19 protein-coding genes are annotated in these 21698 nt (G+C 54.9%); 16 read left to right on the forward strand and 3 right to left on the reverse strand.

Going from position 1 to position 21698, the window contains the following annotated elements:
* Positions 1-97 precede the first annotated feature (97 nt).
* The 8 genes from Q9245_RS05570 to Q9245_RS05605 all read left to right on the forward strand — a co-directional run bounded on the left by Q9245_RS05570 (position 98) and on the right by Q9245_RS05605 (position 8087).
* A complete protein-coding gene (locus Q9245_RS05570; RefSeq protein ID WP_305896206.1) occupies positions 98-1099 on the forward strand; it encodes a metalloregulator ArsR/SmtB family transcription factor in 1002 nt (333 codons plus the stop codon).
* A gap of 143 nt (positions 1100-1242) precedes the next feature.
* The gene (metK, locus tag Q9245_RS05575) at positions 1243-2433 is read left to right on the forward strand and encodes a methionine adenosyltransferase (protein WP_305896207.1); all 1191 of its coding nucleotides are present in this window, start codon (positions 1243-1245) and stop codon (positions 2431-2433) included.
* Positions 2434-2493: 60 nt separating this feature from the next.
* Complete coding sequence (gene ahcY / locus Q9245_RS05580; protein ID WP_371824789.1) at positions 2494-3867, forward strand: adenosylhomocysteinase; 1374 nt, start codon at positions 2494-2496, stop codon at positions 3865-3867.
* A gap of 12 nt (positions 3868-3879) precedes the next feature.
* A complete protein-coding gene (gene metF, locus Q9245_RS05585) occupies positions 3880-4749 on the forward strand; it encodes a methylenetetrahydrofolate reductase [NAD(P)H] (protein WP_199006111.1) in 870 nt (289 codons plus the stop codon).
* Between the two features lie 216 nt (positions 4750-4965).
* Positions 4966-5721, forward strand: a complete 756-nt coding sequence (locus Q9245_RS05590; protein WP_305896209.1) for a transporter substrate-binding domain-containing protein — start codon at positions 4966-4968, stop codon at positions 5719-5721.
* A gap of 71 nt (positions 5722-5792) precedes the next feature.
* On the forward strand, positions 5793-6464 hold the full coding sequence (locus Q9245_RS05595; protein ID WP_305896210.1) for an amino acid ABC transporter permease: 672 nt from the start codon (positions 5793-5795) through the stop codon (positions 6462-6464).
* A 13-nt stretch (positions 6465-6477) separates the two neighbouring features.
* A complete protein-coding gene (locus tag Q9245_RS05600; RefSeq protein WP_305896211.1) occupies positions 6478-7224 on the forward strand; it encodes an amino acid ABC transporter ATP-binding protein in 747 nt (248 codons plus the stop codon).
* Between the two features lie 92 nt (positions 7225-7316).
* Complete coding sequence (locus tag Q9245_RS05605; RefSeq protein ID WP_305896212.1) at positions 7317-8087, forward strand: putative 4-mercaptohistidine N1-methyltransferase; 771 nt, start codon at positions 7317-7319, stop codon at positions 8085-8087.
* Positions 8088-8174: 87 nt separating this feature from the next.
* Here Q9245_RS05605 and Q9245_RS05610 read toward each other — a convergent pair whose 3' ends face one another.
* Entirely contained in the window at positions 8175-8663 is a 489-nt protein-coding gene (locus Q9245_RS05610; RefSeq protein WP_305896213.1) for a DUF2505 domain-containing protein, read from the reverse strand.
* Positions 8664-8912: 249 nt separating this feature from the next.
* Between Q9245_RS05610 and Q9245_RS05615 the strand changes: the two genes are divergently transcribed.
* The 4 genes from Q9245_RS05615 to Q9245_RS05630 all read left to right on the forward strand — a co-directional run bounded on the left by Q9245_RS05615 (position 8913) and on the right by Q9245_RS05630 (position 13502).
* The gene (locus Q9245_RS05615) at positions 8913-10262 is read left to right on the forward strand and encodes an adenosylmethionine--8-amino-7-oxononanoate transaminase (RefSeq protein WP_305896214.1); all 1350 of its coding nucleotides are present in this window, start codon (positions 8913-8915) and stop codon (positions 10260-10262) included.
* A gap of 15 nt (positions 10263-10277) precedes the next feature.
* The gene (locus tag Q9245_RS05620; protein WP_305896215.1) at positions 10278-11012 is read left to right on the forward strand and encodes a 16S rRNA (uracil(1498)-N(3))-methyltransferase; all 735 of its coding nucleotides are present in this window, start codon (positions 10278-10280) and stop codon (positions 11010-11012) included.
* Positions 11013-11149: 137 nt separating this feature from the next.
* Positions 11150-12379, forward strand: coding sequence for a DUF445 domain-containing protein (locus Q9245_RS05625; RefSeq protein ID WP_305896216.1), 1230 nt, complete (start codon positions 11150-11152; stop codon positions 12377-12379).
* Between the two features lie 85 nt (positions 12380-12464).
* On the forward strand, positions 12465-13502 hold the full coding sequence (locus tag Q9245_RS05630) for an HDOD domain-containing protein (protein WP_305896217.1): 1038 nt from the start codon (positions 12465-12467) through the stop codon (positions 13500-13502).
* Between the two features lie 21 nt (positions 13503-13523).
* Here the strand turns inward: Q9245_RS05630 and Q9245_RS05635 are convergent, their stop codons facing one another.
* Positions 13524-14846 (reverse strand): YihY/virulence factor BrkB family protein, encoded by a 1323-nt coding sequence (locus Q9245_RS05635; protein ID WP_305896218.1) that lies wholly within the window; start codon positions 14844-14846, stop codon positions 13524-13526.
* Between the two features lie 110 nt (positions 14847-14956).
* Positions 14957-15892: a D-2-hydroxyacid dehydrogenase gene (locus Q9245_RS05640; RefSeq protein WP_305896219.1), complete on the reverse strand. Its 936-nt coding sequence runs from the start codon at positions 15890-15892 to the stop codon at positions 14957-14959.
* Between the two features lie 73 nt (positions 15893-15965).
* On the opposite strand from Q9245_RS05640, the gene tmpT reads away from it, so the two are divergent.
* The 4 genes from tmpT (at position 15966) to Q9245_RS05660 (ending at position 21591) form a co-directional block, all read left to right on the forward strand.
* The gene (gene tmpT / locus Q9245_RS05645; RefSeq protein WP_305896220.1) at positions 15966-16625 is read left to right on the forward strand and encodes a thiopurine S-methyltransferase; all 660 of its coding nucleotides are present in this window, start codon (positions 15966-15968) and stop codon (positions 16623-16625) included.
* A 174-nt stretch (positions 16626-16799) separates the two neighbouring features.
* On the forward strand, positions 16800-18722 hold the full coding sequence (locus tag Q9245_RS05650; protein ID WP_305896221.1) for a PrkA family serine protein kinase: 1923 nt from the start codon (positions 16800-16802) through the stop codon (positions 18720-18722).
* Positions 18723-18742: 20 nt separating this feature from the next.
* Positions 18743-20038: a YeaH/YhbH family protein gene (locus Q9245_RS05655; protein ID WP_305896222.1), complete on the forward strand. Its 1296-nt coding sequence runs from the start codon at positions 18743-18745 to the stop codon at positions 20036-20038.
* Entirely contained in the window at positions 20035-21591 is a 1557-nt protein-coding gene (locus Q9245_RS05660) for a SpoVR family protein (RefSeq protein WP_305896223.1), read from the forward strand. Before Q9245_RS05655 ends, Q9245_RS05660 begins: the two co-directional genes overlap by 4 nt.
* Positions 21592-21698 lie beyond the last annotated feature (107 nt).

The following is a 21698-nucleotide window of genomic DNA, read 5'->3' on the forward strand; positions in this document are numbered from 1 at the left end:
GTATCCGGGGGCAAATTTCAAACAAGAATAAATCTATATCAAAAAAATTTGATATGCCTATTGATCGATCAACCGAACCCCCCTAAACTCTTTCGCCATGACATCACTCAACACGCACGCCCCCGAAACCTCATCCGTAGAGGCTCTGGCACCGATCTTCAAAGCAAGCGGGGATCCTTTACGCCTTGAGATCCTACGGGTGCTGCGCCGGGACACCTTTGGTGTGCTTGAGCTAAGCCAACTGTTTGATATGCGCCAGTCCGGCATGAGCCACCACCTGAAGGTGATGCACAAAGCGGGCTTGCTGGAACCCCAGCGCGAAGGGAACGCAATTTTTTACCGCCGCCCGCTGCATCTGGACAGCGTAAAACTGGCGGACCAGGCCATTCGGCAGATTTTTGAAACGGTAGACCGGATCCCGCTGCCCATCGCGCTTAGCGAAAAAATTGAGGCGATTCGGGCGCAGAGAGCGGAGCAGTCGCAGGCGTTTTTCTCACGCCACTCCGCACAGTTCCGGGAACAGCAGGAATTGATTGCCGCGTTTGACCTGTACGCCGACCCGACGGCGGAGTTGATTCGCAAACGAGTGAGCCAACAGAACTGGCAAAGCGTATTGGAGATTGGGCCGGGCGAAGGTGGTTTTCTGCCTGTTTTATCAGAGCTTTTCGAACACGTGGTGGGTTTAGACAACAGCAAAGACATGCTCGCCAAGGCTACCCGGACGTGCATTGAAGATCGGCTGAACAACGTTGACTTGATTGAAGGCGTAACCGACACCGTGCTGGCCAGCGGCGATGCGTTTGACCTGATTGTTGCCAACATGGTGCTGCACCATGTTCCTAGTCCGGCGGACATATTCCTCGATGCCGCGGCCCTGATGAACAATGGCGGCTGTTTCATCATCAGTGATCTGTGCAGTCACGATCAGGACTGGGCAAAAGAAAACTGCGGCGACCTCTGGCTAGGCTTCGAGCCTGAAGAGCTGACCGCCTGGGCGGCAGATGCCGGCCTGAACGCGGGAGAGCAGCTGTTTATTGGCCTGAGAAACGGTTTTCAGATTCAGGTTCGGGAGTTCTGGAAAACGGCCAAAAGAGCCTGAAACCCACGCAGATCACGGAATATCTAAAAAAATTGATATAGAAGTAGGTAGTAATACTTACACCCCGAAAACATAAAAAGAGCCGGTAGGTCATCCCTGGCAGTGCCGGTACGAATTTGACAACGCTCACAGAGGACACACGTATGTCTGACTACAACATCTTTACCTCCGAATCGGTCTCCGAAGGCCACCCGGACAAACTGGCGGATCAAATCTCTGATGCGGTCCTGGACACCATCCTGACTGACGACCCGCACGCCCGCGTTGCCTGTGAAACCATGGTAAAGACCGGTGTTGCCATTGTCGGCGGTGAAATCACCACCAGCGCCTGGGTTGATCTGGAAGATCTGGTTCGTGGCGTGATCAAAGACATCGGCTACACCTCTTCAGACGTTGGCTTCGACGGCGACACCTGTGGCGTGATCAACATCATCGGTAAACAGTCCGTCGAAATTGCCCAAGGCGTTGACCGCCAGAAGCCGGAAGATCAAGGCGCCGGCGACCAAGGCCTGATGTTCGGCTACGCCAGCAACGAAACCGATGTACTGATGCCAGCACCGATCACCTTCTCGCACCGTCTGGTTCAGCGCCAGGCCGAAGCCCGCAAGAGCGGCCTGCTGCCGTGGCTGCGCCCGGATGCAAAGAGCCAGGTCACCTGCCGCTACGAAAACGGCCAAGTGGTCGGTATTGATGCCATCGTACTGTCTACTCAGCACGACCCGGACGTCAGCCAGGCAGACCTGAAAGAAGCGGTGATGGAACTGATCGTCAAGCACACTCTGCCAGCAGAGCTGCTGCACAAAGATACCCAGTTCCACATCAACCCGACTGGCAAATTCGTTATCGGCGGCCCGGTGGGCGATTGTGGTCTGACCGGCCGTAAAATCATCGTAGACACCTACGGCGGCATGGCTCGCCACGGTGGCGGCGCGTTCTCTGGCAAAGACCCCTCGAAGGTTGACCGTTCTGCCGCTTACGCCGGCCGCTACGTTGCCAAGAACATCGTTGCTGCGGGCCTGGCCGATAAATGCGAAATTCAGGTGTCCTACGCCATCGGTGTGGCACAGCCAACATCTATCTCGCTGAACACCTTCGGCACCGGCAAGCTCAGCGATGAGAAAATCGTTGATCTGGTACGCGCGCACTTCGACCTGCGCCCCTATGCCATCACCAACATGCTCGACCTGCTGCACCCGATGTACCGGGAAACCGCAGCCTACGGCCACTTTGGTCGTGACCCCTACGAAATGACCGTTGGCGGCAAAACCTTCACCGCCTTCCCGTGGGAAAAGACCGACCGGGCTGCTGCACTTAAAGACGCTGCCGGCATCTAAACCATATTCAGGCGCATGAACAACCTCATGCGCCTAAACAGAACTAACCGGAGAACACCTATGAGCAACTTCGACGACTACAAAGTACGCGATATTGCCCTCGCCGATTGGGGCCGCAAAGAAGTCCAGATCGCCGAAGGCGAAATGCCCGCACTGATGAAGCTGCGCGAAAAGTACAAAGCCGAGCAGCCGCTGAAAGGCGCCAACATCATGGGCTGCATCCACATGACCATCCAGACCGCCGTGCTGATCGAAACACTGGTCGAGCTGGGCGCGAACGTGCGCTGGTCTTCGTGCAACATTTTCTCTACCCAGGACCAAGCCGCTGCGGCCATCGCTGCGCAAGGCATTCCTGTTTTCGCCTGGAAAGGTGAAACCGACGAAGAATACGAATGGTGCCTGCACAAGACCGTTGGCGCAGACGTAGACGGCTGGGAACCCAACATGATCCTGGACGACGGCGGCGACCTGACCGAACTGCTGCATAAAGAATACCCGCAGATCATCGCTAACTGCCACGGCGTCACCGAAGAAACCACCACCGGCGTTCACCGCCTGCAGGAAATGCTACGCGACGGCACCCTGAAGATCCCGGCGATCAACGTGAACGATTCCGTGACCAAATCCAAGAATGACAACAAGTACGGCTGCCGCCACAGCCTGAACGATGCCATCAAGCGCGCCACCGACCACCTGCTGTCTGGCAAGAAAGCGCTGGTTATCGGCTACGGCGACGTAGGTAAAGGCTCTGCCCTGTCGCTTCGTCAGGAAGGCATGATCGTTAAAGTGACCGAAGCGGACCCAATCTGCGCCATGCAGGCCTGCATGGACGGTTTCGAAGTAGTTTCTCCGTACATCGACGGCATCAACACCGGCACTGAGCAAGGCATCAATGCCGACTTGCTGGGCAACACCGACTTGCTGGTGACCACCACCGGTAACGTCAACGTGTGCGACGCCAACATGCTGAAAGCCCTGAAGAGCGGCGCCGTGGTTTGTAACATCGGCCACTTCGACAACGAAATCGACACCGCATACATGCGCAAGAACTGGGAGTGGGACGAGGTTAAACCGCAGGTACACCTGATCTACCGCGACAAGGCCACCAACGACCACCTGATTCTGCTGTCCGAAGGCCGCCTGGTGAACCTGGGCAACGCAACCGGTCACCCGTCACGGATCATGGACGGCTCCTTCGCCAACCAGGTGCTGGCTCAGATGTACTTGTTCGAGCGCAAGTTTGCCGACCTGCCAGAAGAAGCCAAAGCCAAAGGCGTTTATGTTCAGGTACTGCCCAAGCAGCTGGACGAAGAAGTGGCTCGCGCCATGGTTGAAGGCTTCGGTGGCGTGATCACCAAGATGACTCCGGATCAGGCCAAGTACATCGGCGTGCCGGTCGAAGGCCCGTACAAGCCGGAAACTTACAGGTACTAAGCGGACAGAATCATGCAATCCCAAAAACAATTCAAACGTCGCTTCAGCTTCGAGTTTTTCCCGCCCAAAACAGAGGCGGGCAAAGAAAAACTTCAGGTTGTTCGCGATCAGCTCGCCGAGGTGAATCCGGATTTTTTCTCGGTCACCTTCGGTGCCGGCGGCTCAACCCGTGACCGCACGATTGAAACGGTGCTGAACCTGCATCAACAGGGCATCTCTACAGCTCCACACCTGTCCTGCGTCGGCGGAAGCCGCGCAGAGATCAGTGAGCTGCTGGACGAGTATAAAGCGAACGGCATTAACCGAATCGTGGCCCTGCGAGGCGACCTGCCATCCGGCATGGGCGCTTCCGGTGAGCTGCGCTACGCCAACGAGCTGGTCGAGTTCATTCGGGAACACAGCGGCGATCACTTCAACCTCGAAGTGGCCGCTTACCCGGAGTTCCACCCGCAGGCTCGCAGCGCGGAAGATGATCTGAAAAACTTTGCCCGCAAGGTACAGGCTGGCGCCAACAGTGCGATCACCCAGTACTTCTTTAACGCGGACAGCTACTTCTACTTCATCGACCGTCTGGAGAAGATGAACATCACCATTCCGGTGGTGCCGGGCATCATGCCCATCGTCAACTTCTCCAGCCTGGTGCGTTTCTCCGACATGTGCGGCGCGGAAATCCCGCGCTGGATCCGCAAGCAGCTGGAAGCCTACGGGGATGACACCGTCAGCATCCGCAAATTCGGTGAAGAAGTGGTGACCCGCATGTGCGAAGACCTGCTTAAAGCCGGCGCACCCGGGCTGCACTTCTACACCCTGAACCAGACCGAACCCAGCCTTTCGATCTGGAAGAACCTGGGTATTACAGACCGGGAAAAGATCTCCTTCTGATCTTTCCGCGATCAACTCTCTCCCGTCCCGGGAGGGAGTTTTTCTTGTTAAGCCTGCCGATTAATCGCCCCTGATCACCTGAAACTCCTCGTTTTTTAGGCTAGAGTGTCTCTGATGCAGTCCCATTAACGTTCCCGTGAGACACAGTCACAACCCTGTGTCATCGTGGTCTGCCTTACCGGGCAGCAGGAACCATAACAAGACTTAGGAGAAAGCATGAGCACCAAATGGCTAAAAACACTGGGTGCCGGCCTGGCACTTTCCGTAGCCGCAACGTCGGTCAGTGCAGAAACCCTTCGCGTGGTCACCGACCCCAGTTTCGTTCCATTTGAAATGATGGATCAGGAAACCGGCGAAATGATCGGTTTCGATATGGAGATCATTGCCGCGGTTGCCGAACGGGCAGGCTTTGACTACGACCTCAACACCATGGACTTCAACGGCATTATCCCCGCCCTGCAAACGGGCAACGTAGACATCGCCATCGCCGGGATTACCATTACCGAAGAGCGTGGTGAGATCGTTGATTTCTCCGATCCCTATTACGATTCCGGCCTCCGCATTCTGGTCCGCACCGGCTCCGACATGGACGAGATGTCGGATCTTGAAGGCAAGAAAATCGGCTCCAAAATCGGCAGTACCAGTTACGACTACCTGATGAAATCCCTCGAAGACGATGACGGCGTTACCCCGTACCCGGGCAGCTCCGATATGTACATGGCGCTGATGTCTCGTGCCATCGACGCTGTTTTTTATGACGCACCGAACGTCGGCTACTTTGCCAGCACCAAAGGCAAGGGCAAGGTCGAAGTCGTTGGCCCTCTGTACGAAGGTCAGCAGTACGGCATTGCTCTGAAGAAAGGCAGCAAGTGGGTTGGCCCTGTCAACGAAGCGCTGGCCGAAATCAAAGAAGACGGCACCTACAAAACCATTTACGAAAAATGGTTCGGGCCGATGCCTGAAGACCAATAAACCTCCACGCGCTCCGGTCAGGGCGCACGATGCCCTGACCGGTTCCTCCCAACCCAACGGAGACACACACTGTGGAATTCCAGTTTCAATTTGACTGGCAGGCAGCGATACATGCCATCCCCTATCTCGCCAAGGGCATTCCCTACACCCTGATGATTTCCTTCGGTGGCCTTGCCATCGGTTTTATCCTGGGCATTATTTTCGGTTTGCTCAGCATCAACAAAAAATGGTTTCTGCGCTGGCCGGCCACCGCTTACATCGAAATATTTCGCGGCACGCCCATTCTCGTACAGGTACTTTTTATCTTCTATGGCTTACCCGATTTGGTCGGCGGCCCCATTGACCCGCTCACAGCCGGTATCGCCGCGATTGCTTTGAACTCCGGGGCGTATATTTCGGAAGTCGTTCGTGGCGGCGTACAGTCCATTGCCAAGGGCCAAAGCGAAGCGGGCTTGTCTTTGGGTTTGTCCCGCACACAAACATTCTGGTCAATCATCTGGCCGCAGGCTTTCCGGCGCATGATTCCGCCGCTCGGCAACCAGGCCATCGTGAGCATCAAGGACACCTCCCTGTTCTCGGTCATCGGTGTCGGCGAACTGGTTCGTCAAGGCCAGGTTTACATAGCCAACACCTTTACCGCCTTTGAGGTGTATTTCGTGGTGGCGCTGATGTACTTGGCGATTACCTTGTCCTTGTCTCTGGTTCTGCGGCTGATGGAACGCCGCGGCCTTGCATCCGTCTGAAGGAATTCGAACCATGACTCAGATTGTAACGATGAAGGGCATGAACAAGTATTTCGGCAAATTGCATGTCCTGAAAGATATCGACCTGACCGTTGAACAGGGTGAAGTGGTGGTGATCATCGGTGCCAGTGGCTCCGGCAAATCCACCCTGATCCGCTGCGTGAACGGTCTGGAAGAATATGAATCCGGCACCCTGAGTGTCGATAATCAAGACCTGGCCCCAAAGGGCGGTAACCAGAAAACACTGGCAGAGATCCGCAAAGAAGTGGGCATGGTGTTCCAGCAGTTCAATCTGTTCCCTCACCTGACCGTGAGGAAGAACATTATGCTGGCACCGATGAAAGTGAAAAACACCTCGCAGGTTGTGGCCAACGCCACCGCAGAGCGGCTTTTGGAGCGGGTGGGCATCGGCAACCAGGCCGACAAGTACCCCAGCCAGCTTTCGGGCGGACAGCAACAACGGGTCGCCATTGCCCGCGCATTGGCGATGGAACCCAGGCTGATGTTGTTTGACGAGCCAACCTCTGCGCTGGATCCGGAAATGATTGGTGAAGTTCTGGACGTTATGCGGGAGCTGGCCAAAGAAGGCATGACCATGATGGTGGTCACCCACGAAATGGGCTTTGCTCGCGAAGTGGCCGACCGGGTTATTTACATTCACGAAGGGCAGATTGTCGAAGAAGGCAAACCCTCGGACGTGTTCGATAATCCGCAAAACGAGAGAACACAAGCGTTTCTGTCTCGGGTTCTGGCTCACTAGCGAACTGCGTCTAACCTCATTCCCCCCGATTTCAGCCGGCCGTGAGACCGCCCGAAATCGGGGTTTCTGCATCAAAAGGATTGTTTTCAACCATGGTTCTATCGACCGCTCAGCCCCACGCCTACTATGAAAGCAACCGGTTACTGGCTGAATACGCCGAATTCCACTTTGGCGACCCGTGGTATGGCGTCGAAAACTTCCCGAAAGCGCTGGCGGACCGTGCACTAAGCGTGATGACAGGCAAGCCAACGGGTAAAGCTCTGGATCTGGGATGCGCCTGCGGCCGGGCGAGCTTTGAACTGGCAAGACAATTTAGCGAAGTGGAAGGCATCGATTTCTCAGCCAACTTTGTCAATCTGGCATCTGAAATGGCGAAACAAGGCTCGGTTCGCTATCCGCTGACTGAGGAAGGCGAGTTGGTAAGCGAGCGTACACGGTCACTGAAAGACCTGGGGCTGGATTCCAGCGCGCCGAAAGTAGCCTTCCATCAAGGCGATGCCTGCGCTCTAGAACAGCGGTTTACCGGTTATGATCTGGTACTGGCAGCCAATCTGATTGACCGGTTGTACAAGCCCAAGCTCTTCTTGGACAGCATCCACCAGCGCATCAACGACGGGGGCATTCTACTCATTGCCTCACCCTACACCTGGATGGAAGAGCACACACCAAAAGACGAATGGATCGGAGGCTTCAAAAAAGACGGGGAGGATTACACCACTCTGGATGGTTTGAAGGAGATTCTGAGCCCGAACTTCCGGCTTCTTCAGGTACCGGAGAAAGTGCCCTTCGTGATCCGTGAGACCCAGCACAAATTCCAACACACCTTGTCGGAAGTGACACTTTGGGAGCGACTACCTCGATGAGCTGCTTTGGCGGGCCAGACCCTCCGGCCCGCCAAAGAACGCGAGTTGATGCCTGCATGCATAGCGCTGACAGGCTCAACGCCATTATCAAAGCAGAGAGGCGATTGCCTCTTGCTCCTGATTGATCTTTGTACGGGTATCATCAGCCAGGAAGCGCGCAATTTTCTTACCCAAGAAGGGCACATCCGACTTCACCGTGATGTTGATGTAGTTGATACAGCGGTCGCCGTTACCCTGAACACGCATAACGCCTTTGATCTTGGCCGGAACACCTTCAACCTTCACCCGAAATTCGCAGTGCCATTCGCCGTCGTCCTTCTTGACCCAATGCTCTTCCTGACGGATTTCGTTCCACTCACGGTGAAAACTCGCGAGCACTCCCGGCACCTCAGTCGATGCGGTCATTTCGCGCTCGACAACCAGCTTTCCAGAGGCATCGTCTTTTTGAACATCGACAACTTTTACGTTGCGAGCACCCAGTTTCTCATTTTTGGCAAGAATGAGTTCTTCTGAAAAAAAGTGGCTGATCACGTGATCCAAGCCAGCATCGTATGAATGCTCAAGAGTAAGTTCCATAAATCCTCCATCGTATGATGACGCTATTGTTGCGACACACAGGATCTACAGCATTGGCCCTGACGGCGGCGTGCTATGGCATGGAGGCCAGAGCGAACGGATCACACTTTAATTCTTCCGAGCTGGCTTTTCGGCGCGTGTCGTTCACTGTGCCCCGGTAGTCAGCAGCCGCTGTTAACTGTATTATCCGGACTGGTTAACAGCGAACAATTTTATCTTCAAACAACCGCCCAACTGGAGCCCCGCCCTATGCGTAATGCTGATCTGGTCGCCCGCGGCCTCAAATCTGTGTGGCATCCCTGCACCCAAATGAAAGACCACGAGACCCTGCCGCTTGTCCCCATCAAACGTGGCGAAGGTGTTTGGCTGGAAGATTTCGAAAACAACCGGTTTATCGACGCGGTCAGCTCTTGGTGGGTCAACCTTTTCGGCCATTCGAACCCCAGAATCAACGCGGCGATTCAACAGCAGGTTAGTGAACTGGAACACGTCATTCTTGCCGGTTTCACCCACGAACCCGTGGTGAATCTTTCAGAACGGCTGATTGAGGTGACACCGGACGGCCTCAACAAGTGTTTTTACGCCGACAACGGGTCATCGGCCATCGAGGCTGCGCTCAAGATGAGCTTTCATTACTGGAAGAATCTGGGCAAACCGGGCAAAAAGAACTTTGTGAACCTGAGCAACAGCTACCACGGAGAAACCTTGGGGGCTTTGGCGCTCGGTGATGTTGGTCTGTACAAAGACACCTACCAGCCACTGCTGATGGAGGTGATCACCGCGCCATCACCGGATGCCTACAACGCTGAGCCCGGCGAAACCGACGAAGAGTACGCTTTGCGTCAGTTCGAGGCGATGGAAAAGCTGCTTGCCGAAAAACACGACGAAATCTGCGCCGTCGTGGTTGAGCCACTGATTCAGTGTGCCGGTGGCATGCGCATGCATCATCCGATTTACCACACCAAGTTGCGTGAAGCCTGCGATCGCTACGGCGTGCATTTGATTGCGGATGAAATTGCCGTCGGATTTGGCCGCACCGGCACCCTGTTTGCGTGCGAGCAATCCGGTATCACGCCTGACTTCATGTGCCTGTCTAAAGGGCTGACGGCGGGCTACCTGCCGCTCTCTGTCGTGCTGACCACCGATACTGTCTACAACGCATTTTACGACGACTACGAAACCCTGAAGGCGTTCCTGCACAGCCACAGCTACACCGGCAACCCCATCGGCTGCGCCGTTGCTTTGGCCACGCTGGACATCTTCCGGGACGACAACATCATCGAAAAGAACCGTCAGCTGTCGCGCTGCATGGCCGATTCCGTGGCCCATTTGGCCGACCATCCCCACGTCGGCGACATCCGCCAACACGGCATGACCCTGGCCATCGAGATGGTCAAAGACAAAGCATCCAAAACACCGTTTCCATGGCAAGAACGCCGTGGCCTGAAAGTGTACCAACACTCTTTGACACGCAAGGCCCTGCTACGACCATTAGGGAACGTGGTATATTTCATGCCCCCTTATGTCATCACTGAAGACCAGATTCGTCATCTGGCTCAGGTGGCAACTGAAGGCATCGACATTGCTGTAAAAAGCTAAGGAGCTCCACGCCCCATGCGCATACCCAGAATTTTCACCGACAGCCCCCTGAATGTGGGCAGCCAGTGTGAACTCGACGAAAACGCCGCGAACCATGTCGGCCGTGTACTGCGCATGCAACCGGGGCAGGAGCTTCGGCTTTTCAACAACGATGGTTGCGATTACCGCGCAACCATCGCTCAGGCCAGCAAGAAAAACGTTACCGTTGAAGTCGTGGGCCAAGAAGACAATGCAACGGAATCGACACTAAACATCACCCTTGGGCAGACATTGTCGAAAGGTGATCGTATGGATTACGCCGTTCAGAAAGCGGTGGAAATGGGGGTAACGACCATTGTTCCTCTCAGCACCCAACGCAGCGATGTAAAACTGAAAGGCGACCGTGAGGAAAAACGTCTGCGCCACTGGCAGCAAGTGGCAATCAGCGCGGCGGAGCAATGCGGCCGCGCCAAGGTGCCGGACATCCTCCCGGTTATGTCGGTACAAGAATGGCTGGAATACAGCCAATCCTGCGACCTGCGACTGGTGCTCCACCACCGCACAGAGCAATCTTTGAACACGCTCGACAAGCCCACCAACGTTGCCCTGATGATCGGCCCTGAAGGCGGATTAACGGCTGACGAGATCGCTCAAGCTGAACAAAGCGGCTTTCTGCCAGTGGCTCTCGGCCCCCGGGTTCTGCGCACAGAAACCGCTCCGGTTGCCGCCATGGCGCTGTGTCAGTGGTTATGGGGAGACATCGGCGGTTAACCGACTCATGACCGTGACACGCAATTTTAGCGGCAGCTCAGTCATTGACAGAACCTGCCGTGCTCCACATCATTCATAGCTTATCGAAAGCCAGCCGAAACCCTTCTGGCAATAACAACTGACGATGCGAGCTCAGGATGACAGATTTATTTTCGACCCCGGAATTCTGGCAGTACCTCAGCATTCCTGTAATCGCCGCTATGATCGGATGGGGTACCAATTGGTTGGCCATCAAGATGACGTTCTATCCTTTGGAATTCATCGGCAAGCCGCCCCTGCTCGGCTGGCAGGGCATCATTCCCTCGAAAGCCAGAAAAATGGCTGCCATCAGCGTTGATGCCACTATCTCCAAAATCGGCACCGTTGAGGAGATTTTCGAGCAAATAGACCCGAACGTTCTCGCTGCCCACATCATCTACACCGTCGAACCGCGAGTTGAAGAATACGTCGACGAACTCATGCTCAGAGAACATCCCACCTTCTGGGAAAACTTGCCATCGTCGGCACGCAAACTGGTTTACGACCGAGTTAGAAAAGCCGCCCCGAAGCTAGTGGACAACCTGGTTCAGGACATCGCCAACAACATCGAAGACCTGCTCGACATCAAAGGCATGGTGATTGACCGTCTGGCCAAAGACAAACGGCTACTAAACCGCATCTTTCTGGAATGTGGCGACGTGGAGTTTCGATTCATCATCAACTCCGGCATGTACTTTGGATTTCTCTTCGGCCTTATCCAGATGGCTGTTTGGTATCTCTATCCAGCTATCTGGGTACTTCCGGTCTTTGGTCTCCTGGTCGGCTGGGCCACCAACTGGATCGCCCTGAACGTTATCTTCCGCCCCTTAAAACAACACAAAATCGGACCATTCAAGATCCAGGGCCTCTTTCTCAAACGCCAGCCTGAAGTGGCCCATTCCTTCTGTCACATCGTCACTCACGAGATCCTCACCGTTGGCAACATTATTCAAGGAATCCTTGAAGGCCCCAAAGGTGACCGAGCCCGCAACATGGTAAAAAAACACATTAAACCGCTGGTCGACGAAACCGCCGGCATGGGAAAAGCATTTACTCAAGTGGCGTTTGGCCCCACTGGATTTGCTGCCATGAAAAATCATGTCGGTGAGAAAGCCATCACTATTTCACAAAGCTCCTTCGACAACCCGGCGTTTGAAAAAGACCGGGCTCGCGCGGTTGAATCCATCATGGTGGAAAGGATGATCGCGCTCTCCTCCGAAGAGTTCCAGGATCTGCTACGCCCCTGTTTTCAGGAAGACGAAATCAAATTGATCCTGGTTGGCGCGTTCCTCGGAATGGCAGCCGGTATCGGCCAGCTGATCTTTATTTTCGGCGACGCCCTGCTGTAAAACTAAGGAATACTGTGCAGAGAAGCTGCACATATCTATACTCACAGGACAAATCACTCAAGACATACCCGTTCGGAGGCAATGGATGCCGGGATTTATCTCTTGGGTTTCAGGCTTGTTTGCGAAAAAACCGCCCGTGCAAACTGTGCAAGAAACCCGCTTGTTCAACCATCCGGCCAATGAGCCGTCCGCCAGCGAAGACTCCGCAGCCAAACCTCCCCCTCGCCTGGAAGAGCATCTGTTTTGCTGGCTACTGGACGTTCAACCTGCCCAACTCAAAAAGACCGCATCCAGTGCTGACAAGGTGCTGGCCGAGCTAGAACGCCGCTTGCAAACCAACGCCATGGAAGAATTGCCTCGCAAACCCGGCACCTTGCCCATGCTGATGAGAGCACTGTCTGCCGAAACCACAGACCGAAAGCACCTGACCGACATCATTCTGAGCGATCCGTCACTGACCGACCAACTGCTCCAGGTAGCCAACAGCCCGCAATTCAAACCGGGCGACTACCTCATAGAGTCGGTTGACCAGGCGGTTTTTGTTCTCGGTTTGAACGGCATCAGAAATGTCATTGCAGCAGCGGTGATGCGCCCGATGATGGCAGCCAGAAACAGCTCGGAAGCACTGTTCGCGCAGCGGGCATGGCGCTGGGGTCTGACCTGCGCTCGCTCCGCCGAAATGATCGCCAGAATTCACAACGACGACACTAGCGCGCACTTCATGGTGGGTTTGCTGCCATCTCTGGCTTACATCACCATTCGCCGTGAAATCGCCGCCATCTGCCGAGCTCACAATATTGACAGCGAGCCCGAACCTGCGTTGCTCAGGCAAGCCTTAGCACAACATCAATGGGCCACGTGCCAGTTACTGGCCAACGTTTGGGCACTGCCGCCGAAATACCACGCGTGGCTGCTATCGGCCGAAAGGCCAGCCCCCAGCCAGGAAAACTGGCCACTACTGGACGGGCTGTTGGTAGGAACGCGAGAAGTGCTGCGTCATGCCCGGCAACGCAACCTGGCAGAGGAAGAGCTCCTGAGGCTTGTTCACATTTCGCCGCAACAGCTCGATCAGGTGCGGGCGGCGGTTCTGACGATGCTCAAAGAAGGCGGCAGCGAGCACTAACTGGCGCCAATCGGCGGCAATTCATTCGGTTTCACTGTCGGCGGGCTTGCCAAGCAGGTCCGCAAAACTGACATCGTCCCGCCCGTACGATACATCAATCAATTGAGTGGGCAGCGCGTTCGCGGGCAAGCGGTCAACCACTCGGTCTTCATCGCGGCGCACCACCTTCAGGACCATCTCGACAGTAATCAAATCAAGCGCGCGCCCGGGCACCAGCTGGTCGCCGTTACGCCCAGCCAAACTGAGCACACCCGCCCGAATCAACTTATCACTCACGCGCCGCGTCACCTCACCCGGCACTCGTAACTCGTGCTCCAAAGATTCCTGTTGTGGCGCGGGTTCACCCTGACTAAACGGCTTGGCCACCATCCACATCAAGGCCAAAGCCACACGTTCCTGCAGTTCTGGCGCCATTTGCACGTTGCGTTTTTTTGCCACAGAGCCAGGATTCTGCATGTAGAACGCCAGGCTGGCCCCCAGTAAAAGAATCATCCAGTTCAGGTAGATCCAGATCAACAAAATGATCCCGACCGCAAAGCCTGAATAGATCGCCGCGTACTTGGCTGAACCCGCGACAAACGAGGCGAAGAGCATGCCGCCTGCTTGCCATGAAATACCCGCCAACAAGCCGGCAATAAAGGCATAACGAAACTTCACCCGGGTATTGGGAATGAAGATATAGACGAAGGTGAAGGCGGCCACAACCAGGAAGAACGGGGTAAACCGGCTGGCCATCACGATGAGCGAGCCGAACGGTTCGATGGCCAACAGCGTTTGCGCCAGGTCTGACGACAACACCGTGGCGGTCGCCCCCACCGCGGAAACCATCAATAGCGGCCCCACCATGATCACACTCAGGTAGTTGCTGAATCGTTGCGCCATGGAGCGCATATCCGGCACGCGCCAAATCATGTTGAACGATCGTTCGATCTTCTGGACCAACGAGATCACGGTATACACCAGCATTGCCAAACCCACAGACCCCAGCACGCCGACTTTGATGTTGTCGACAAATCCCAGGATTTGCTCCGCGATCTCAATCCCTTGCGGGCCCATCGGCTGGAAGAACTGGTAAAGAAACGGCTCCATGCGCTGATGCACACCCAACGCTTTCAGTACTGAGAAGCTCAACGCCAGTAAAGGCACAATGCTCAGAAGCGTGGTGTACACCAAACTCATGGAATGCAACGTGAGCTGACCGCTGATGACATCCCGGACCAACGCATACAAAGACCGGCCCGACTTATACAACCATGTCCAAGGCCACGACTGAGGTGGGTTGGGGTTAGAAAGGATCCAGTCTTCTGCGGCCTGAAGCCGCTCCTTAAATTGTGTAGACGCCACGTAGATTCCTACTTTGTTGGTCTTTTCTACAGCTTATCAGGCAGATGGCAGTAAACAACCTGCCATTGCTCATTTCCGAAACCGGCAAAGCGTTGTTGTTTACGCCTTGATCACTCCACAGACTGCAGGTTCGCAGCCGTTATTCCGACAATCCGCTGTCGGGCCTCTCGGCTGGCCCAGGCGGAGTGAGGTGTCACGATCAGGTTCGGAATATTCTCCGCCAGCAGCGGGTTGCCGTTGCGCGGAGGCTCTTCGGTTAATACATCAAACCCTGCCCCGGCTATATGCCCGGCTCGCAGAGCTTTTACCAAAGCGCTTTCATCAACCAAACCGCCCCGACTGGTGTTGATCAGCAGCGCAGTGGGCTTCATCAGCCCTAACTCCCTCTCGCCAATCAAATTGCGAGTTTCTTCGGTTAGCAAACAATGTAGCGATAACACGTCGGCCTGAGCCAACAGCTCGTCCAACGGAATGCGCGGATAGCCATCCACACTGCCCGCTTCTTGTCCGGGGCGACACCCCAACACAATATTCATTCCGAACGCCTTCGCCCGCTCGGCGACACCCTGCCCCAAATCGCCGTAGCCCAGAATGCCCAGCGTTTTACCTTCAAGTTCCATGATCGGATGATCCATCAGGCAGAACATGTCGCTGCGCGCCCAAGTACCGTTTCGGGCATCCCGGTTGTAATCCAGCAAGCGCGTTGCCAGCGCCAGAATCAACGCCATGGTGTGCTGGGCGACTGTGGAGCGGCCGTAGTTGGTCACGTTGAGAACGGCAATGCCGTGCTCCTTTGCAGCCTGCAAATCAATATTGTTCAACCCCGTCGCCACCACTGCGATAGTTTGCAGCTCCGGGCAAGCTTTAAAGTGCTCCCGCCCCAGCACCACTTTATTCACCAGCACCGTGTCGAACCCGCGGATGCGCTCCAAAACCTGGTCCGGCGCAGTGCGTTGGTGGCAGGTTAATCCGCCCGTCACCTGCTCGATGGGGGACAAATCCACATCATCCCCGAGGGTTTTGGCATCCAGAAAAACGGCTTTCATACTTTTCTCCTGTCTCAAGCAGTGAACAGATTAAGCTAGACTGAAACAAATTGATCAATCGCGGAGGCGCACCATGGAGCACGAATTCTGGCACGAACGCTGGGCCAAAGAGCAAATCGGCTTTCACGAAGGCACCGTTAACCAGTACCTGCACGATCACTGGCAGCAGCTGGCCGGCTCAGGGACCGACGCGGTGTTTGTGCCGCTGTGCGGCAAAGCCCACGATATGTGGTGGCTGCACGACCGGGGCCACCCTATCATTGGCGTCGAACTCAGTGACGTGGCCTGCAAGGACTTCTTCGAGGAAGCCGGCGAGAAAGCCATGGTCAGCCCGGGCGAACCCTTCACCACATTCACCCACGGCAGCCTGCAACTCTGGTGCGGCGACTTTTTCCAACTGGTGCCACAAGACCTCAAACACATCCGCCTGGTCTACGACCGAGCTGCTCTCATCGCACTGCCGCCGGAAATGCGCCGAGACTATGTCAATCACCTGACGGCCGTCACACCGGACAACATCACCATGCTGCTGATTACCCTCGACTACGACAGCCAGGAGATGAAAGGGCCGCCTTTTAATGTCAGCGATGACGAAGTTCACGAGCTCTTTTCCGAAGACTACAACATTACTCAAATACACAAGCAAGACATGGCACACGACAGTCCGTTCGCCAAGCGAAAAGGACTGAGCAAAGGGGCCACAGAAAGCGTGTTCAAACTCACCAAAATATAATTTAATGAACCCATTCAGCACTCGGCCTGTCCAACCTCACGAGTCTGAACTAAGCTCAAATTAAACACACCATTCAACCATTCACACGGCCCCGGAACACAAGACCCGGGGCACTGCGGAGACACTGCGTGAGTTAGAACTGTCTATAACAAGCGAATGTAAGCGAGGGTATCTATGAGCATTCTGCAGCATTTCAAAGACCGGTATGCACAAACTCAGGAAGAAGAATTCTCTCTTGAGGAATACCTGGAGATCTGCAAAAACGATCCAACAGCCTATGCCACCGCCGCGGAGCGTATGCTGATTGCCATCGGCGAGCCGGAAATGATTGACACCTCCCGAGACCCTCGCCTCTCACGCATTTTTTCCAACAAAGTCATCAAGCGCTACCCGGAATTCAACGAGTTCTACGGCATGGAAGAAGCCGTGGAAAACATCGTGGCTTTCTTCCGCCATGCTGCCCAAGGGCTGGAAGAAAAGAAACAGATTCTCTATCTGCTAGGTCCGGTCGGGGGTGGTAAATCGTCACTCGCCGAAAAGCTTAAAGCGCTGATGCAAAAAGTGCCGTTTTACGCCATCAAAGACTCACCGGTGAACGAAAGCCCGCTGGGCTTATTCAGTTCGGAAGAGGACGGCCATATTCTGGAAGAAGAATACGGCATTCCGGGCCGTTATCTGAACAACATCATGTCGCCGTGGGCAGTTAAGCGCCTGCACGAATTTGGCGGCGACATCAGCCAGTTCCGGGTGGTTAAACGCTACCCCTCAATTCTCGACCAGATTGCCGTGTCGAAAACCGAGCCCGGCGATGACAATAATCAGGACATTTCTGCGTTGGTCGGTAAGGTGAATATCCGCATGCTGGAAGACTTCTCTCAAGACGATCCGGATGCGTACAGCTTCAGCGGAGGCCTTTGTAAAGCCAACCAGGGGTTGCTGGAATTCGTCGAGATGTTCAAAGCCCCCATTAAAGTGCTCCACCCATTGCTGACCGCGACACAGGAAGGCAACTACAACACCACCGAAGGCATGGGATCGGTCCCCTTCGATGGCGTGATACTGGCCCACTCTAACGAATCCGAGTGGCAAACCTTCCGCAATAACAAGCATAACGAAGCCTTCCTCGACCGGGTCTATATCGTCAAAGTGCCCTACTGCGTGAGGGTGACCGAAGAGATCGAGATCTACCGCAAACTGCTCAAAAACAGTTCGCTGTCCGGCGCCCCCTGCGCTCCGGACACGCTCGACATGCTGGCCCAGTTCTCAGTGCTGTCCCGCATCAAAGATCCGGATAACTCGAGCGTCTTTTCCAAAATGAAGGTGTACGACGGCCAGAACATCAAAGACACCGATCCGAAGGCCAAGTCCATTCAGGAATATCGGGATGCGGCGGGTGTTATGGAAGGCATGGATGGTTTGTCCACCCGTTTCGCCTTCAAGATTTTGTCCAAGGTGTTCAACTTCGACACCACAGAAATCGCCGCCAACCCGGTTCACCTGCTTTACGTACTGGAAAAGCAGATCGAGCAGGAGCAGTACGCGCCCGAGACTCAGGAAAAATACCTGCGCTTTATCAAAGAGTACCTGGCACCTCACTACGTTCAGTTCATCGGCAAGGAAATCCAGACTGCGTATCTGGAAAGCTACAGCGAATACGGCCAGAACCTGTTCGACCGCTACGTCACCTACGCCGACCTGTGGATACAGGATCAGGAATTCCGCGACCCGGAAACCGGCGACATTCTGGACCGCTCGTCCATCAACGACGAACTGGAGAAAATCGAAAAACCGGCCGGCATCAGCAACCCGAAAGATTTCCGCAACGAAGTGGTCAATTTCGTACTGCGGGCCCGCGCCAACAATCATGGCGAGAACCCGTCCTGGCTCAGCTACGAAAAGCTGCGCAGCGTGATCGAGAAGAAGATGTTCTCGAACACTGAAGACTTGCTACCGGTTATTTCGTTCAATCCGAAAGCCAGTCAGGAGGATCAGAACAAGCACAAACAATTTGTCGAACGCATGGTCGATCGGGGATACACCGAGAAACAGGTCCGCTTGCTAGCCGAGTGGTATCTGCGTGTACGTAAGTCCCATTAACGATCAGCGGGAGCAGTAATATGGGCATGACCCACGTAGTCGACCGACGACTGAATGGTAAGAACAAAAGCGCGGTGAACCGGGAGCGGTTCCTGCGCCGATACCGGCACCACATCAAGAAAGCGGTCTCGGAGGCTGTTCAACGTCGCTCTATTACCGATGTGGAGCGCGGCGAAAAGGTCAGCATTCCGGCTAAAGATATTCAGGAGCCTATTTTTCGTCATGGCCATGGGGGCCGCCGGGATGCGGTTCATCCGGGCAATCAGGAATGGGTAGCCGGAGACACCATCGCCAAGCCCGAGGGCGGAGCCGGACAAGGCCAGGGCGCTGGGCAGGCCAGCCCGGACGGCGAAGGCATGGATGAATTCGTGTTTCAGATCACTCAGGAAGAATTTCTGGAATTTCTGTTCGACGACCTGGAATTGCCCAACCTGGCCCGCAAAAAACTCAAAGACACAGAATCGTTCAGCTATGTGCGAGCAGGCTTCACCAGCCAGGGTGTACCGGCAAAGCTGGATGTTGTTCGGTCACTTCGGGGAGCCCACGCCCGACGACTGGGGTTAAGTGGCGCTCGCAAAAAAAAGATTCGGGATCTCGAAGCGCAGCTTGAGGCCCTGAAGAGCGCACCGGACGATCTGGACCCGGCGTTCAGTCACGAAGACCAGATCAAAGCGCTCATGGAAGAGATCGCCGAGCTTAAAGCCAACGTGAAGCGCATACCCTTCATCGATGAAATCGATCTGCGCTACCGCCAACACGATAAACAGCCCAAGCCGGCCACCAGTGCGGTGATGTTTTGCCTGATGGATGTTTCAGGCTCGATGACCCAGATGCACAAAGACATCGCCAAGCGCTTCTTTATTCTTCTCTACATGTTTCTGAAAAAGAACTACAAGAAGATCGATGTGGTGTTTATTCGCCATCACACCAGCGCGAAAGAAGTGACCGAGGAAGAGTTCTTCTACTCGCGCGAGACCGGTGGCACCATTGTTTCCAGCGCGCTAAAACTCATGCGCAAAATTATCGACGACAGATACTCACCGGCGGAATGGAACATCTACGCGGCGCAGGCTTCGGATGGCGACAACTGGAACGATGATTCGCCTACTTGCGGCAAGCTTTTGGCTGAAGGCATTTTGCCCCAAGTTCAGTACTACTCGTACATCGAAATCACACCGCTGGACCACCAAACGCTCTGGTATGAATACGAGAAACTCATGGCCGAGAACCCGCAAAGCTTTGCCATGCAACAGATAGCTGACCCAGCGGACATATACCCGGTTTTCCGGAAGCTGTTCGAGAGGAAAGCGGCATGAACGAATCAATCGATCGCCCCAAAGATACGGAAGGTGCTGAGCCCGGAACCGGCTCTCCCATTTCGACCAGTTCGGAATGGACCTTTGAGCTGATTCAAAAATACGATGAGGCTATCGCTGAATGCGCCGCCGAATTTGGTCTGGACACCTATCCCAATCAAATCGAGGTGATCACCGCCGAACAAATGATGGATGCTTACAGCTCGGTGGGCATGCCGGTCGGCTATAACCATTGGTCTTTCGGCAAACAGTTTCTGCAAACGTCCAAGGGCTACCAGCGCGGCCAGATGGGGCTGGCCTATGAGATTGTGATCAACTCCAACCCCTGCATTGCCTACCTGATGGAAGAGAACACCTTGCCCATGCAGGCACTGGTTGTTGCTCATGCCTGCTATGGTCACAACTCCTTCTTCAAAGGCAATTACCTGTTCCGGACCTGGACCGATGCCAACGCCATCATCGACTACCTGGTGTTCGCCCGAAACTATGTGTCTGAATGCGAAGAACGCTACGGCATTGATGCCGTGGAAGAGATTCTGGATTCCTGTCATGCCCTGATGAATTATGGCGTAGACCGCTACAAGCGCCCGTCCCCCATTTCCGCCGAGGAAGAAATTCAACGGCAAACCGAAAGAGAGGAATACCAACAGCGCCGGATAAACGACCTTTGGCGCACGATCCCGAAACCCGAAGAAGACGACCCGGTCAAACGCAAGCCCCGATTCCCCTCCGAGCCGCAGGAGAATCTGTTGTACTTCATCGAAAAGAATGCGCCTTTGCTGGAAACCTGGCAACGGGAGCTGGTTCGGATTGTGCGCAAGCTGGCTCAATACTTTTACCCGCAACGCCAGACTCAGGTCATGAACGAAGGCTGGGCCAGCTTCTGGCACTACACGCTGCTGCATCGGCTGTTCGAAAAAGGGCTGGTGACCGACGGCTTCATGCTGGAATTCCTGCAAAGCCATACTTCCGTGACCTACCAGCCACCGTTCAACAGTCCTTGGTACTCTGGCATTAACCCCTATACCCTCGGGTTCTCGATTTACACAGACCTGCGCAGAATGTGCGAAACGCCCACCGACGAAGATCGAGAATGGTTCCCTGATATTGCGGGCACCGACTGGCTGGAAGCCCTTCATTTCGCGATGCGAAATTTCAAAGACGAAAGTTTCATTCTGCAATACCTTTCGCCTAAGGTAATGCGGGATCTCAAGTTATTTGCCATCGAGGACGACGACAACGAAAACCATTACACGGTCACTGCGATTCACGACGAAACCGGCTACAGGGCACTGCGCGAAAAACTGGCCGCACAATACAATCTGAGCTATCGGGAGCCCAACATTCAGGTTTGGAATGTGGACGTTCGGGGCGACCGCTCGCTAACGCTGCGCCACATTCCGGTTGACCACATCCCTTTGGGTAAGGAGACCGATGAAGTGCTTCGACACGTTCACCGGCTATGGGGTTTCGACGTGTACCTCGAAACGGTGGATGACGGCAAAGTACAAAACACTCACCGATGCCCGCCTCAGTCTGCCGATGACGACTGACTGGAATCCACCCTTAGCTTATAGCCGGAAACACTAAAAAAGAGCGGCATCAACGGAACGCTTTTCATCGTTGTGTCGTCTACTAACCGGTATACTCGTTTACATAA

The organism is Marinobacter sp. MDS2 (assembly GCF_030718085.1).
GTDB lineage: Bacteria > Pseudomonadota > Gammaproteobacteria > Pseudomonadales > Oleiphilaceae > Marinobacter.

What these genes read in the sequence shown, in the direction of transcription:
- Q9245_RS05570 (WP_305896206.1), top strand. Translation starts at nt 98, where the DNA reads ATGACATCACTCAACACGCACGCCCCCGAAACCTCATCCGTAGAGGCT.
- metK (WP_305896207.1), top strand. Translation starts at nt 1,243, where the DNA reads ATGTCTGACTACAACATCTTTACCTCCGAATCGGTCTCCGAAGGCCAC.
- ahcY (WP_371824789.1), top strand. Translation starts at nt 2,494, where the DNA reads ATGAGCAACTTCGACGACTACAAAGTACGCGATATTGCCCTCGCCGAT.
- metF (WP_199006111.1), top strand. Translation starts at nt 3,880, where the DNA reads ATGCAATCCCAAAAACAATTCAAACGTCGCTTCAGCTTCGAGTTTTTC.
- Q9245_RS05590 (WP_305896209.1), top strand. Translation starts at nt 4,966, where the DNA reads ATGAGCACCAAATGGCTAAAAACACTGGGTGCCGGCCTGGCACTTTCC.
- Q9245_RS05600 (WP_305896211.1), top strand. Translation starts at nt 6,478, where the DNA reads ATGACTCAGATTGTAACGATGAAGGGCATGAACAAGTATTTCGGCAAA.
- Q9245_RS05605 (WP_305896212.1), top strand. Translation starts at nt 7,317, where the DNA reads ATGGTTCTATCGACCGCTCAGCCCCACGCCTACTATGAAAGCAACCGG.
- Q9245_RS05610 (WP_305896213.1), bottom strand. Translation starts at nt 8,663, where the DNA reads ATGGAACTTACTCTTGAGCATTCATACGATGCTGGCTTGGATCACGTG.
- Q9245_RS05615 (WP_305896214.1), top strand. Translation starts at nt 8,913, where the DNA reads ATGCGTAATGCTGATCTGGTCGCCCGCGGCCTCAAATCTGTGTGGCAT.
- Q9245_RS05620 (WP_305896215.1), top strand. Translation starts at nt 10,278, where the DNA reads ATGCGCATACCCAGAATTTTCACCGACAGCCCCCTGAATGTGGGCAGC.
- Q9245_RS05625 (WP_305896216.1), top strand. Translation starts at nt 11,150, where the DNA reads ATGACAGATTTATTTTCGACCCCGGAATTCTGGCAGTACCTCAGCATT.
- Q9245_RS05630 (WP_305896217.1), top strand. Translation starts at nt 12,465, where the DNA reads ATGCCGGGATTTATCTCTTGGGTTTCAGGCTTGTTTGCGAAAAAACCG.
- Q9245_RS05640 (WP_305896219.1), bottom strand. Translation starts at nt 15,892, where the DNA reads ATGAAAGCCGTTTTTCTGGATGCCAAAACCCTCGGGGATGATGTGGAT.
- tmpT (WP_305896220.1), top strand. Translation starts at nt 15,966, where the DNA reads ATGGAGCACGAATTCTGGCACGAACGCTGGGCCAAAGAGCAAATCGGC.
- Q9245_RS05650 (WP_305896221.1), top strand. Translation starts at nt 16,800, where the DNA reads ATGAGCATTCTGCAGCATTTCAAAGACCGGTATGCACAAACTCAGGAA.
- Q9245_RS05655 (WP_305896222.1), top strand. Translation starts at nt 18,743, where the DNA reads ATGGGCATGACCCACGTAGTCGACCGACGACTGAATGGTAAGAACAAA.
- Q9245_RS05660 (WP_305896223.1), top strand. Translation starts at nt 20,035, where the DNA reads ATGAACGAATCAATCGATCGCCCCAAAGATACGGAAGGTGCTGAGCCC.